Genomic DNA, 12746 nt, shown 5'->3' on the forward strand with positions numbered 1-12746 from the left:
CTTTGAAATCCTGTTAATCCTGCCTCAGCTTTTCCCCTGCGGGGACAGGGATTTCAGGAGAGCTTCGGCGCGTTGAGTGGCTTCGGCGCGCGCTGCTGGGGGTTGCTGGGCTTCCATCAGGCGGACGGGAAGCGCCTGGAGGCCCCGCAGGCCCAGGCGTTCGGCCACCTTCATCCAGGCCAGCCCCTCGATGGGGTCCTGGGGGGCGCCCTTGCCGCTGCTGAGGAGGAGGCCGTAGGTCAGGCAGGCCTGGGGATTTCCCGCCGCCAGCCGGGTCTGAAGGGAGGAGATGGCCTTCCGGTACCAGGCGTCGGCCACATCGGGGTGGGCTGTGTGCTGGAGGTCTCCGGCGAGGATCATGGCATCCGAGTCGCCCTGTTGGGCCGCGGCCTCAGCCCAGCGCAGGGCAAGGGCGGGATCCTTCGGGAGGCCAGTTCCAGTGAGCAGGGCCCGGGCCAGGTGGAACTGGGCGCGGGCATCGCCCTGCTCAGCCGCCTTGCGGAACCAGTGCGCGGCCTTGGCCGCATCCCTGGCGAGGAAGCCCTCGCCCTGGGAGCGGAGTAGCCCCATGGCCCGCTGGTCCGCCGGGTGCCCCAGGGCTACGCCGAGCAACCCGCGCCAGGTGCTGCGGCCATCCCAGAGCGAGGCCAGGAGGAAGGCGAGGGGGAACACCAGGGCCAGGGTGCGGAGCAGGCGGTGGAAGGCCACGCGGCTGCTGCCGCCCTGCCGGTTGGAGTGGATGGCCTGGACGGCCCCGGCCAGCAGGGTCGCGGCCAGGGCGATGGTCAGCGGCAGGAGGGCCGCGATCCCGAGGTAGGTCCAGTTCATCTCAGCCCTTCAGCCTGGTGAGGACGTCCAGCACGTCCTGCACGTGCCCCTTCACGCTCACCTTGGGCCAGGCGTGGCGGATGAGGCCCTTGGGGTCCACGAGGAAGGTGCTGCGGATGATGCCTTCGACCTCCTTGCCGTACATGACCTTCTTCCCGAAGGCCCCGAGGGGTTTCAGCAGGGCACAGTCGGGGTCGGAGAGCAGGCGGAAGGGGAGCTGCTGCTTGGTGATGAAGTTCTGGTGGCTCTTCAGGCTGTCCCGGCTGATCCCGTACACCTGGGCGCCGAGGGACTGCACGCGGGCCAGGTTGTCGCGGAAGTCGCAGGCCTCGGTGGTGCAGCCGGGGGTGCTGTCCTTGGGGTAGGCGTAGAGCACGGTCCAGCGGCCCCTGAGGTCCGCGGCCGTGACGGTCGCGCCCTGGTCGTCCTGGAGGGAGAAGGCGGGGAGGGGGTGCCCGATGAGCGAAGTCATGGGCCGTAGCCTAATACGAGTCGGGCCCATGGCGTGGAGGAAGCGGCCTGAAACCTTTCCCTGGAACCTCGGGCCCCCCGGCCGTCTGTGACCGGGGGCATGCTGCGTTGCGGCCAGAATGGGGCGGCGAGGATGACCATGGACCTGACCGAGTTCCTGTCCGCCGAATGGAAGCCGGCCCTTGGCTGCACGGAACCGGCGGCGGTGGCCCATGCCGCCAGCCTGGCTGCGGCCCAGGGCGCCGGCGGGATCCGTGAGGTGCGGCTGGTCGTCGACCCCCGCACCTACAAGAACTGCCACGCCGTGGGCCTTCCCAACAGCGGGGGGCGAACCGGGATCCTCTGGGCCCTGGCCCTGGGCGCCTGCCTGCCCGACCCGGCGCTGGGACTGGGCTGCTTCGCGGCGGTGGATGCGGCCCTCCTCGCCGCGGCACGGGAGCTGGTGGACCGGAAGGTGATCCGCGTGGAGGTGGATACCTCCCGCCTGGAACTCCACATCGACTGCACCGTGGCGCGTGAGGGCGGCACGGGCCGGGCGGTGCTGGAGGTGGAACACACGCACCTGGCGCGGTTGGAGGCCGATGGCACGCAGGTGGGCGGCAGCCCTGCCCGGGCCGGGGCTGGGGGCGCTCCATCAGTGCGGGCCCGGGTGGGAGCCATGGGCCTCCTGGAGCTGCGGAAGCTGGCGGCGGAGCTCTCCGGGGAGAATCGCCAGCGGCTGCGCGAGGGGGCGGCCTTCAACCTGGCCATGGCGGAGCACGGGGTGGCCCTCCTGCCGGAAGGTTTCGTGCCGCCGCCTGGGGGGGACCCCATGGCCAGGCTCTCCCGGCTGGTGGCCGCCGGGGTCTTCGCCCGCATGTCCGGCGAACCCCTCATGGTCATGTCCCTGGCGGGATCCGGGAACAAGGGGATCACCGTGGCCGTGCCGGTCACGCTGTGGGGCCGGGCGGGCGGGCATGCCCAGGCGCGGGTCGACGAGGCCCTGGCGTTCGGCTGTCTGGTGACCTCCGCGACCACCCACCGGTTGGGCACCCTGTCCGCCGTGTGCGGGGCCGCCAACGCCGCGGGCATCGGCATCGCTCTGGCCATCCTCCTGCTGGAGGGAGCGACTCCCGCGCAGATGGATCTGGCCGTGGCCAACATGGTGGGCAACGTGGCGGGCATGATCTGCGACGGCGCCAAGATCGGCTGCGCCATGAAGGCCATGACGGGGGTGGACGCGGCCTTCCGCTCGGCCACCCTGGCCCTGGCGGGCTTCGGCATCCCCGCCACGGACGGCATCGTGGGCATGGATGGCGACGACTCCCTGGTCAACCTGGGCCGGCTCGCCCGGCGGGGCATGACCGGCGTGGACGCCGAGGTGCTGGAGATCATGCAGGCGAAGCTCTGAGCCTCTCACCCATATTTGGGTGCGGCTGAGCTGGAGGCGCTCCAGGCGAGCGCCAGCGCCACGGCCAAGGCGCCCCAGCCGAGCGGGCTCGGATCGGTGGCCAGGCGGGGCAGTTGTTCCAGCAGCAGGCGGCCCAGGCTGTCGTGGCCGGGACCTGGGCCCAGGCCCAGCGTCGACAGGGTGGCCTCGCCCCAGAGGGCGCCCAGCCAGGCGCTGGGGAAGAGGGCGGCGGCCTGCTCCAGGCCCCAGGGCGCCCAGCGGCGGAGGGTCGAGGCCCCGGTGGCGCCGAGGGTGCGCTCCGCGGCCCAGGCCGGAGACTGCCGGAAGGCATCGAGCCTGGCACGCAGCGGTGGTTCCAGGTGGGGGGCCAGCAGCAGGCCCAGCAGCAGGAGGAGGGCCGCCCCGCCGAGGCCACCGGCAGCCGCCGCCAGGGGGAGGAGGAACAGCACGGGCGGCAGGCTGCGGAGGGCGGACAGGGCCCCGCGCCAGTACCGCCCCCGCCAGGCCAGAAGCAGCGCCAGCCCCAGGGCCAGCAGGGCGCAGGCGCTGGCGAAGCCCACGCTGCGGGCGCCGGCCAGCAGCAGGCGCAGCAGGGCGTCCCGACCGAGATCATCCGTGCCCAGGGGGTGCCTGAGGGAAGCCGCCAGGCCGCCGCCGAAGGGGTCCAGGGGCAGCTCCGGCAGGACCAGCGCCACCAGGAAGGCGAGGCGCCACTTCAAGGAACGGCCTCCGATTCCAGCGGCCTCGACAGCAGCCAGAGCAGGGCCAGGGCCGCGACCCAGGCCGCGAGCCCGGCCCGGTCCCGCCCGGCCACACGGTCCATCCAGTCCGTTCCGAGGCCCGGCACGCCCAGCATCCGTTCCAGCACCAGGGAGGCCGTGAGCCAGACCGGCAGGCGGGCGGCCAGCCAGCGGCTGACGAGGCGGGTCAGGGCAAGCCTTCGTGCCCGGCGCACCACCCGAGCGCCCCAGGCGGCGGGGAAGGGCACCTCGCGCGGCAGGGCCGCCGAAAGCCAGCGGACCTCGCCCGGAAGCGCGGCGGCGAGGAAGGCGGCGAGCCACCCGCCCTGGCCCGGGGGTCCCCAGGCCGCCGGCCACAGGGCGAGCAGGGCCCCGGCCCAGAGCAGGTCCGGCGGGGCCTCCAGCAGGGCCAGGGACCGCCGGGTCGCGAGGTCCGGTCCCCCGAGCCAGGCGAGCAGCGGCGCCGCGACGGCCAGGGCCCCCAGGGCCAACCCCGCGGGAAGCAGGGCCTGGAGGGGGAAGGGCGGGGCGGGGACCGGCCGCCACAGGGCGCCGGGGAGGCTCCAGGCCAAGCCGAGGGCCAGGCCCCAGACGGCCGCGCCCTGGGCGGCGGCGCTCCGGGCCACCGGGAACCTCACCGGTTCCAGCGCCAGCCCGCGGCCCCCGGCGTGCCGAGGTAGAGTCCCAGCACGCCGGGTCCCACCTCGAGGCGCTTGTCCACCCAGATCACGCTCTGGAGGTCGAGGATGGGGAGGGCGGCGGGATGCCGGGCCCAGAGGTTCTGGAGCTCCCGCCAGGCGGCCCCTCCCGCGTCCCGGAGCCCGGCGGCCAGGGCCGCGAACTGGGGGTCCCGCCAGCCGGTGACGTTCATGGGGCCCTTCGGTTCCAGATACTCCAGCACCGCCCACGGGTGCGGCTCGAAGACCACCACGGAACAGGCCAGGTCGAAGTCGCCCCGGCGGAGCCGGTCGACGAGGAGGGCCTGCTCCAGGGGGATCAGCTGGAGGTCGAAGCCATCCCGGCGGGCCCGCTCCCGCAGGGCCAGCAGCAGGTTTTCGGTGAAGGCCTCGCCGGAGACATAGAGCAGCTTCAGAGTCGCCGGGGGCCTGGGTGGACCGACCTCCTCGCTCTCGATGGCCTGGGGCTCGAAGCCCAGGCTCTCGGGCCAGAGGCCGCGGCTGGGGCGGGCGTTCTGGCCTAGGAGGCCAGGCGGGAAGGCGTCCTGGCGCCAGCGCTCCAGCAGCTGGAGGGGTCCCGATCCCGCGTGGCTCCAGACCACCAGCTGGGCATTCATGGGCTGGACCACCACCCGGTGGGTGGCGGGCGGCGTCAGGGGGCGGGCCGGCGGGGCGCCGATGGCGAGCCAGCCCTTCTGGAGGGCCTGGAGCACCGTGGCCGGGTCCGGCAGGAGGCGGAAGCGGATGCCGTCGATGCGGGGCTTCAGGAAGTGCTCACGGCGGAGGAAGGTCCAGGCGGCAGGCTCCTTCACGAAGCGGAAGGGGCCCGAACCCCGCTCGGGGTGGTCCTTCTGGGCCACGGGTACGCGTGCCAGCTCCAGCAGGAGGCGGCCCGGGGGCTTGGGCGAGCGGATCCACACGCGGCCCTCCTGCACACGCGCTTCGGCCCCCTCCAGGATGGTCCGCTTGGTTGGGCTGGCCTTGGGATCGCGGCGGAGCTCCGTGAAGGTCCACAGGACATCCTCCGCGGTGACCGGGCTGCCATCCGTGAACCGGGCGTCATCGCGCAGGCCGAAGGTGATGGCGCCATCTTTCTGGATCTTCCAGGAGGTGGCCAGACGCGGCACCGCCCGGCCCCCGGGATCGAGGCCCACCAGCGCGTCGCCCGCCAGGGACTGGAGGATCCACTGCTCGTAGCTGTCGCCACGGATGAAGTCGAGGGGACCGGGATCCCGGGGCAGGGACTCCTCGACCATCTGCGCCCGGGCCGGGGCCAGGGCCGAGAGAAAGACCAAGGTCAGGGCGGCTAGGCGATTCCGCATGGCTGGAGGCTCGAGGAAGTTTCCTCCAGCATGCCCGGGGCCGTGGGGCCTGCCAAGGGGTGGTTCCCGGGGGCCGTTCCACCCTTCATTTCCGGTCATCCTGTCTGCGTTTTTGCCGGGCCCGCCTGCGCCCGGGGATCGGTGTTGCTACTCTGAATGGCGGAGGCGCTGTGGCCGATCTTTCGGAATCCAAGCTGTTCTGGTGGTGGCCGCTCATGGACCGCCACCGGCGCACCCTCTACTGGGGCCTGGCGGCCACGGTCTGGTGCAGCGTGGCCGCCTCCGTGGTGCCCTACTGGTCGGGCCGGGCGGTGAACGCGCTGGAGCGCCACGATTGGCAGGGCTCCCGGGTCTTCCTGGCCTGGATGCTGGCCTTCACGGCGGCGGCGGGCATCGGCCGCTACCTCATGCGCAATACGCTCATCGGCCTTAGCCGCGACGTGGAGCGGGAACAGCGTGAATCGCTGTACAGCTTCCTGCTTGCCCGGCCCTTCGCGTTCTACGAGCGGCAGCGGGTGGGCGACCTCATGTCGCGGCTGGGCGACGACGTGGGCACGGTCCGCATGGCCACGGGGCCGGGCCTCATGAGCTTCCTCCAGGTGATCTCCATCCTGCCGGTGACGCTGGGCCTGATGTTCAGCACCAGCTGGCGGCTCACCCTGGCGGTGATGCTGCCCTTCTCCTTCCTGGCGCTGGGGTTCTACATCATCGGGAAGTGGAGCCACATGGTGCAGCAGAAGCTGCAGCTGGCCTTCTCGGCCCTGTCGACCTACAGCCACGAGACCATCAGCGGCGAGCGCGTGGTGCAGGCCTTCGGGCTGGAGGAGGCCCGGGTGGCGCAGTTCGACGCCCTCAGCCGGCGCCACGCCTCGCTCAGCATGAAGCAGTCGGTGATCTTCAGCGCCTACGCCCCCCTGTCCGCCCTCATCAGCGGCGTGTCCGCCCTTGTGCTGGTGACCTACGGGGGCAGCCTGGTGGTGCGGGGCGTCCTGAACCTGGGCGACCTCACGGCCTTCACGGGCTTCCTGGTGGCCCTGGCCTGGCCCATGATGAGCCTGGGCTGGTCCGCGAACTTGTTCCAGCGGGCCAAGGCCGGGCAGGAGCGGCTGGATCAGCTGCTCCACAGCCCCGAGCAGCCCCTGCCTCCGGCCGAGGCCATCGCCCTGCCGGAGGTTCCGGCCGCCCTGGCCCTGGAGGGCGTGACCCACCGCTTCGAGACCGGGCGCGGCCTGGGTCCGCTGGAGATCACCCTGGCGCCCGGCGACAGCCTGGCGGTGGTGGGCGGCATCGGCGCGGGCAAGACGCTGCTGCTGCAGGTGCTGGCGGGCCTTCGCGCGCCCCAGGCGGGGCGCATGCTCGTGGATGGCGAGCCCCTCTCCGACACCACCCTGCGCCGCCACTGGGCGGGCCTGGGCTGGGTGCCCCAGGAGGCCTTCCTGTTCTCGGAAACGCTCCGTATGAACCTCGCCATGGGCCGCCCCGAGGCCACGGAGGAGGAAATCTGGGAGATCGCCCGGGTGGTGGCCATGGACGAGCTGATCCACCGCCTGCCTGACGGTCTGGATACGGTGGTGGGCGAGCGGGGCGTGGCCCTCAGCGGCGGCGAGCGCCAGCGGACGGCCCTGGCCCGGGCCCTGCTGCGCCGCCCGCGCCTGCTGCTGCTGGATGACGCCCTCTCCGCGGTGGATGCCGAGACGGAAAGCCGCATCCTCGAGAACCTCCGCGCCTTCCTCGGCAAGTCCACCCTGGTGCTGGCCACGCACCGGGTCTTCGTGGCGGAGACCTGCGCCCGGGTGCTGGTGCTGGAGGAGGGGCGGGTGGTCCAGTTCGACACCCCCGAGGCGCTGGCCGCCCAGCCGGGGCTCTTCGCGCGCCTCAAGCGGCTGCAGAGCCTGGAGCGGGAGCTGGTGAAAGGCGTCGTTTGACGGCCCTGCGGATCGACCGCCCGGTGCTGGTGCGGGCCCTGGCGCTGGCCCTGTCCGCCTGGGTGGCCTTCGCCATCGCGACGCTGGTGCACGTGCAGAACGCCTACTGGGCGGCCATGCCGGTCTGGGTGGTGGCCCAGGCCTCGCGGGGCGTGCTGATCGAGCGGGCCCTCTTCCGCGTGCTGGGCACCCTGCTGGGGGCGGCCGTCGGCTTCGCGATCCTCCATATCCCGGTGGATCCGTATGTGCAGTTCGCCCTGCTGGGTCTGTGGGTGGCCGTCAATGGGGGACTGACCCACGTGCTGCGGGGCGTGCATGGCTACGGAGCCCTGCTGGCAGGGATCACCGCGGCCATCGTCGTCATCCCGGCCGTGCTGGCGCCGGGAGCCTCGCTGGACTTCGCCACCGCCCGGGTGGAATGCACCCTCATCGGCGTGGTGGTGGCCACCGTGATCACGGGGCTGGCGACGCCCGAATCGCCTCGGCAGGCGTTCTTCCTGCGCATCCGGCTGCTGTCGGCGGACGCTGTGGCCTACGCGGCTGGAGTCCTGCGCAGCGGGGCCTCCGCAATGGGCGGCGAGAAGCGCAGGATCCTCGCGGAGATCAGCGAAGCGGAAGTCTCTGCACGCCTGATCCTGGCGGGTTCCTTCGAGGGGTACCGTCGGCTGCACGACGTGGACTCGCTGATGGTGGGCGTACTCGGGACCATGAGCGCCGCCGTGGCACTCCAGCCGGATGGACACCCGCGGGCGGCCGGGCTCGATGAGCTGGCCCAGGGGTTGGAGCCAGTGGCGGAAAGCCTCCGCTCGGAGGGCGGCCTGCCCATGGGTGAGGTCCCACGGCTGGCTGAGGTGCCCGGCTCCGAGCGCCTGGCCGGTGCCCTGGCCCGCCTCCTGGAGGCCAATGCGGCCCTCGGCCGGCCCCTGGATGAAGCTACGGCCCTCCCCCTGCGGCGGGAACTGGCCGTCCTCGCACCGCACCGGGAGTGGCCCCAGGCTGGGCGCACCGCCCTGGCCTCCGGGGTCGCGACCTTCCTGGCGGCGGCCCTGGCCCACGGGTCAGGTTCTCCTTTGGCGGTCCAGGTCGCCGTGGGCGTCTGCATCTTCTCGCTGGTGCTGGGCTCCATGGCGCTGCCCCATCACATCGCCCCCAAGCTGCTGGCAGGGGTGGTCACCGGGGCATTCGTGGCGGTCCTGTACCGCCTCCTGGTGCAGCCGACCTTCCCCTCGCCCCCAGGCCTGCTGTGGACGCTGGCGCCCTTTCTGCTGGTGGGGGGCTTCCTCCGGGCCCACCCCCGCACGACCCTGGCCGGCGTGGACTTCAACATGTGCTTCCTGCTGGCCAGCCAGGCCGGTGCCACGACCATCCCGGGCACGATGGAGGTGATCGGAGGCTCGGCCGCGCTGGCCGCCGCCGCCTGCCTGGTGGCCGGGAACTACATCCTGATGCCGCGGAGCTCCGTGCGGCAGGCGGAGGAGACCGCCGAGGTGATCCGCCGGGACCTGCTCCGGATGGTCGAGCCAGACCCCGGAGCCGCCATCGAGGACTGGCGGGCGCGCGGTTCGCGCCAGATCCTGCGCCTCTCCCTGCACCTGGGCCGCGCGAAGGACCTGGGCGAGCGCTGGCCCAAGGGGATCCTGGCGGTGCTCAACCTGGGATATGCCATCGAGCAGCTGCATGAAGCGCCGGAGGACGGCGCCAAGGCAGAGGCATTCGGCCACCTGAGGCGGCTGGCCCAGGATCCCGCGGGGACGGCCGAGGCGCTGCGAAGCCTGGCCGGGAAACCCGCCGGGAGCTCCCAACAGGCGGTACTGCTGGATCTGGCCGCCGGCCTCGAGACCTCGGCCGACCTGCTGACCTTCGGCCGAAGCGGAAAACCCGACCTCAACTGATCAGGCTCCGTCGCGGAACGTGACCTTGTTGATCTCGGCGAAGGTGGTGATGCCCAGCCGCACCTTCTCGATGGCGCTCTCCCGGAGGAACTGCATGCCGCCCCGGCGGGCGGCGGCCTTCACTTCGCGGGTCGGCGCCCGCTGGATGAGCAGTTCGCGGATCTCGTCGTTCAGGCCCATGAACTCGATGATGGCCTGCCGGCCGCGGAAGCCCGTGCCGTGGCAGTCCACGCAGCCCACCCGGTCGAAGAGGGTGGCGCCGCGCAGCCAGGCCTCGTCCACGCCGTTCTCCTCCAGCTCCTGAGGGCTGGGCGGGTGGGCGGGGCGCTTGCACTTGGGGCAGAGCACGCGGATGAGGCGCTGGGCCAGGATGCAGTTCAGGGACGAGACGAAGTTGTAGACCTCGACGCCCATGTGCTGGAAGCGGCCGATCACGTCCAGCACGTTGTTGGCGTGGACGGTGGTGAAGACCAGGTGGCCCGTGAGGGCGGACTGGATGGCGATCTGGGCGGTCTCGGGGTCGCGGATCTCGCCCACGAGGATCTTGTCGGGATCGTGGCGGAGGATGGAGCGCAGGCCCAGGGCGAAGGTGAGGCCCTTCTTCTCGTTCACGGGGATCTGGGTGACGCCCTCGAGCTGGTATTCGACGGGATCCTCGATGGTGATGATCTTGTCCTCGGGGGCCTTGATCTCGCTCAGCACGGCGTAGAGGGTGGTGGTCTTGCCGGAACCTGTGGGGCCGGTGACCAGGAACATGCCGTAGGGCTCGCGGGCGAACCGGCGCAGGCGCTTCAGCTCGTGGTCGGAGAAGCCCAGGATCTCCAGGGTCAGGGCCTGGAACTCCTCCGTGAGGTTCTCCTTGTCCAGGATGCGGATGACCGCGTCCTCGCCGTGGATGGTGGGCATGATGCTGACGCGGAAGTCGATGGCCCGGCCGCGGACCTTGAGCTTGAAGCGGCCGTCCTGCGGCTTGCGCTTCTCCGCGATATCCAGCTCGGACATGACCTTGATGCGGCTGATGATGGGCGAGGCGAAGCGCCGGTCGATGGGATCCGCCGCGGGGTACAGGCTGCCGTCGATGCGGTACTTGATCTGGAAGCCCGTGGCCGTGGTCTCCAGGTGGACGTCGGAGGCGCGGCGCTGGAGGGCGTTGAAGATGGTGGTGTCCACCAGGCGGACGATGGGCGCCTCGTCCTTGTCAGTCAGGCGCTCCAGGTCGAGCACCTCGTCGTCCAGATCCTCCTCGTGGAGCACCTGGATCTTGAGGGCCTCGCCGGCCTCGTCCATGACCTTCTGGCCGCTCTCGGATTTCTTCAGCACCTCCTGGATCTGGGCGAGAGGGGCACCGGCGAACCGGAGGGGCCGCTTGAGCTGCTGCCGCAGGAGGTCCTGGGTGGGGATGTCCAGGGGGTCGGCCATGGCCAGCCACAGGACGCCATCCCGCTCCTGCACCGGCACGAAGTGGTGCTTGAGCATCAGGTCGATGGGGATGGCCTGGAAGAGCGCGAACTCCACCGGCTCCCGGGTCAGGTCCAGGTTGGGGTACAGCTCCCGGGCCGGCCGGAAGTCGGTCAGGGCCGGCTCGCCTGTCTCGACGGCATCCGTGGGGTCCGGGGGAGTGGGAAAAGTCATGGAAACATCCTACTGGAAGGGACGAAGGCCCGAAGGGGCGGAATCGGACCTGGATCACAAAGGACGCCATGGTTGGCTTCGATCGTTGACCTGCGCGGGACCGGCACTCCACAATGACTGGTCCTGGAGGCTCCATGCGTGGGTACGCGTCCATCCTGCTGCTGATCCTGGTAGCAGTGGCCCTGCCAATCATCATCCTGAACCTGTCGTGGCTCCTGCGCCCCAGTTGGCCCAGCGCGGCCAAGTACGCCACGTACGAGTGCGGCATCGTCACGACCAACGAGGCCCGGGAGAAGTTCTCCGTTCGTTACTACCTGGTGGCAGTGATGTTCCTGGTGTTCGACGTGGAAACGGTGTTCCTCATGCCCTGGGCCATCCAGATGAAGGAACTGGCCGTGTTCGGCTTCATCGAGCTGGGCCTGTTCCTGTTCCTGCTGCTGTTCGGCTACGGCTACATCTGGTCCAAGGGAGCTCTGACATGGGAATGAACCAACCCTCCGCCCTTGAGCACATCCTGATCACCACCAAGGTGGAGAAGGTCATGAACTGGTCCCGCGCCACCAGCGTGTGGCCCGTGACCTTCGGCCTGGCCTGCTGCGCCATCGAGATGATGGCCGCCGGCGCCAGCCGCTTCGACTTCGACCGCTTCGGGGCCGGCATCTTCCGCGCCACCCCCCGCCAAGCGGACCTGATGATCGTGGCGGGCACCGTGACCTACAAGATGGCCCCCATCATCAAGACCCTCTACGACCAGATGCCCGAGCCCAAGTGGGTGATCGCCATGGGGTCCTGCGCCACTGCAGGCGGGCCCTTCGATTCGTACCACACGGTGCAGGGCGTGGATAAGGTCGTGCCCGTGGACGTCTACATCCCGGGCTGCCCGCCCCGGCCCGAGTCGCTCATCTACGGGTTCATGAAGCTGCAGGACAAGATCATGACCAGCAGCCTGGCCGATCGGTACAAGGACATCTTCGAGGAGGTCGGCTGATGTCGGAACCGAACGTCCCCCAGACTCCGGAGGTCCCGGAGGCTCCCGCCGGTCCGTACGTCTACGACTACGCGGCCGCGCCGAACCGGCAGATCGTCATGCCGAAGACGGTGCCCCTGCCGAGCTACCGCACCTACCTGGCCGAACAGAAGGCCGCGGCCGAAGCCGATGAGGCCAAGTGGCAGAAGTCGCTGGCGGACTACGAGACCGCGAAGGCCAAGGCGGAGGCCGAGGGCAAGGACGCCCCCAAGCCCCCCGTCCGGCCCGTCCCCCGCAAGGACGACAACGACATGAAGGCCCCGGTGCCGCAGGAGGCGACGGACGCCGATCTCCTGAAACTGCAGGCCCTCCTGGGCGACAAGGTCGAGGAGATCTTCGAGCAGGCCGGCGAGCTGGTCTGCCAGGTGAAGAAGGAGGCCATCCTCGAGGCGCTGACGCTGTGCCGCGACGAGGCCGCCCTGAAGTACGAGATGCTGGCCGACCAGTCGGGCACGCACTATCCCGCCGCCAAGGACTTCGCCTACAGCGTGGTCTACCACCTGACGAGCATCTGCCGCCGGAAGCGCCTGCGCCTCCGCATCCTCGTGCCCGAGGGGTTCGCGCCCGAGAGCGCCTGCGCCGTCTATCCCGGGGCCAACTGGATGGAGCGCGAGATCTACGACATGCTCGGGATCTGCTTCCTCAACCATCCCGACATGACCCGCATCCTCTGCCCGGAGGACTGGGAGGGCTACCCCCTGAGGAAGGACTACCCGACCGTGGGCTGGGGCCAGCGGGACATCTCCTTCCGCGAGGACCGCAGCGGCATGCTGGAGCGCATCGCCCTCCAGAAGGCCGGCCAGCTGGGCCTCAACCTGAAGCAACCCAAGGCGGACTAGGAG

At 70.9% G+C, this 12746-nt stretch carries 12 protein-coding genes; 6 read left to right on the forward strand and 6 right to left on the reverse strand.

The window, feature by feature from the left end:
• Positions 1-24 precede the first annotated feature (24 nt).
• Both QSJ30_RS02320 and QSJ30_RS02325 read right to left on the reverse strand, forming a co-directional pair.
• Complete coding sequence (locus tag QSJ30_RS02320) at positions 25-828, reverse strand: tetratricopeptide repeat protein (protein ID WP_285606171.1); 804 nt, start codon at positions 826-828, stop codon at positions 25-27.
• Between the two features lies 1 nt (position 829).
• On the reverse strand, positions 830-1300 hold the full coding sequence (locus tag QSJ30_RS02325) for a peroxiredoxin (protein WP_285606172.1): 471 nt from the start codon (positions 1298-1300) through the stop codon (positions 830-832).
• Between the two features lie 132 nt (positions 1301-1432).
• Between QSJ30_RS02325 and QSJ30_RS02330 the strand changes: the two genes are divergently transcribed.
• Positions 1433-2689: an L-serine ammonia-lyase, iron-sulfur-dependent, subunit alpha gene (locus tag QSJ30_RS02330; RefSeq protein WP_285606173.1), complete on the forward strand. Its 1257-nt coding sequence runs from the start codon at positions 1433-1435 to the stop codon at positions 2687-2689.
• Positions 2690-2694: 5 nt separating this feature from the next.
• Here the strand turns inward: QSJ30_RS02330 and QSJ30_RS02335 are convergent, their stop codons facing one another.
• The 3 genes from QSJ30_RS02335 to QSJ30_RS02345 are packed head-to-tail and all read right to left on the reverse strand — an operon-like array spanning position 2695 to position 5428.
• On the reverse strand, positions 2695-3408 hold the full coding sequence (locus QSJ30_RS02335) for a hypothetical protein (RefSeq protein ID WP_285606174.1): 714 nt from the start codon (positions 3406-3408) through the stop codon (positions 2695-2697).
• Entirely contained in the window at positions 3405-4055 is a 651-nt protein-coding gene (locus tag QSJ30_RS02340) for a hypothetical protein (protein ID WP_285606175.1), read from the reverse strand. The genes QSJ30_RS02335 and QSJ30_RS02340 overlap by 4 nt, the downstream gene beginning before the upstream one ends.
• Before the next feature lie 8 nt (positions 4056-4063).
• A complete protein-coding gene (locus QSJ30_RS02345; RefSeq protein ID WP_285606176.1) occupies positions 4064-5428 on the reverse strand; it encodes an ABC transporter substrate-binding protein in 1365 nt (454 codons plus the stop codon).
• Between the two features lie 170 nt (positions 5429-5598).
• Here QSJ30_RS02345 and QSJ30_RS02350 point away from each other — a divergent pair, with 170 nt between their 5' ends.
• Positions 5599-7353 carry an ABC transporter ATP-binding protein gene (locus QSJ30_RS02350; protein WP_285606177.1) on the forward strand — a complete coding sequence of 585 codons (1755 nt, stop codon included), beginning with the start codon at positions 5599-5601 and terminating at the stop codon, positions 7351-7353.
• A complete protein-coding gene (locus QSJ30_RS02355; RefSeq protein ID WP_285606178.1) occupies positions 7350-9245 on the forward strand; it encodes an FUSC family protein in 1896 nt (631 codons plus the stop codon). The genes QSJ30_RS02350 and QSJ30_RS02355 overlap by 4 nt, the downstream gene beginning before the upstream one ends.
• On the opposite strand, the gene QSJ30_RS02360 is transcribed toward QSJ30_RS02355, so the two are convergent.
• On the reverse strand, positions 9246-10877 hold the full coding sequence (locus QSJ30_RS02360) for a GspE/PulE family protein (protein WP_285606179.1): 1632 nt from the start codon (positions 10875-10877) through the stop codon (positions 9246-9248).
• Positions 10878-11011: 134 nt separating this feature from the next.
• Here QSJ30_RS02360 and QSJ30_RS02365 point away from each other — a divergent pair, with 134 nt between their 5' ends.
• Genes QSJ30_RS02365 through QSJ30_RS02375 form a run of 3 tightly spaced genes read left to right on the forward strand, consistent with a single transcriptional unit; the run spans position 11012 to position 12743 of the window.
• A complete protein-coding gene (locus QSJ30_RS02365) occupies positions 11012-11365 on the forward strand; it encodes an NADH-quinone oxidoreductase subunit A (protein ID WP_285606180.1) in 354 nt (117 codons plus the stop codon).
• Positions 11356-11865 (forward strand): NADH-quinone oxidoreductase subunit B, encoded by a 510-nt coding sequence (locus QSJ30_RS02370; RefSeq protein ID WP_285606181.1) that lies wholly within the window; start codon positions 11356-11358, stop codon positions 11863-11865. The genes QSJ30_RS02365 and QSJ30_RS02370 overlap by 10 nt, the downstream gene beginning before the upstream one ends.
• Positions 11865-12743 (forward strand): NADH-quinone oxidoreductase subunit C, encoded by an 879-nt coding sequence (locus QSJ30_RS02375; RefSeq protein ID WP_285606182.1) that lies wholly within the window; start codon positions 11865-11867, stop codon positions 12741-12743. The genes QSJ30_RS02370 and QSJ30_RS02375 overlap by 1 nt, the downstream gene beginning before the upstream one ends.
• Positions 12744-12746 lie beyond the last annotated feature (3 nt).

Origin of the sequence: Geothrix edaphica, assembly GCF_030268045.1 — a bacterium.
Taxonomy (GTDB): domain Bacteria; phylum Acidobacteriota; class Holophagae; order Holophagales; family Holophagaceae; genus Geothrix; species Geothrix edaphica.

What these genes read in the sequence shown, in the direction of transcription:
- QSJ30_RS02320 (WP_285606171.1), bottom strand. Translation starts at nt 828, where the DNA reads ATGAACTGGACCTACCTCGGGATCGCGGCCCTCCTGCCGCTGACCATC.
- QSJ30_RS02325 (WP_285606172.1), bottom strand. Translation starts at nt 1,300, where the DNA reads ATGACTTCGCTCATCGGGCACCCCCTCCCCGCCTTCTCCCTCCAGGAC.
- QSJ30_RS02330 (WP_285606173.1), top strand. Translation starts at nt 1,433, where the DNA reads ATGACCATGGACCTGACCGAGTTCCTGTCCGCCGAATGGAAGCCGGCC.
- QSJ30_RS02345 (WP_285606176.1), bottom strand. Translation starts at nt 5,428, where the DNA reads ATGCGGAATCGCCTAGCCGCCCTGACCTTGGTCTTTCTCTCGGCCCTG.
- QSJ30_RS02360 (WP_285606179.1), bottom strand. Translation starts at nt 10,877, where the DNA reads ATGACTTTTCCCACTCCCCCGGACCCCACGGATGCCGTCGAGACAGGC.
- QSJ30_RS02365 (WP_285606180.1), top strand. Translation starts at nt 11,012, where the DNA reads ATGCGTGGGTACGCGTCCATCCTGCTGCTGATCCTGGTAGCAGTGGCC.
- QSJ30_RS02370 (WP_285606181.1), top strand. Translation starts at nt 11,356, where the DNA reads ATGGGAATGAACCAACCCTCCGCCCTTGAGCACATCCTGATCACCACC.
- QSJ30_RS02375 (WP_285606182.1), top strand. Translation starts at nt 11,865, where the DNA reads ATGTCGGAACCGAACGTCCCCCAGACTCCGGAGGTCCCGGAGGCTCCC.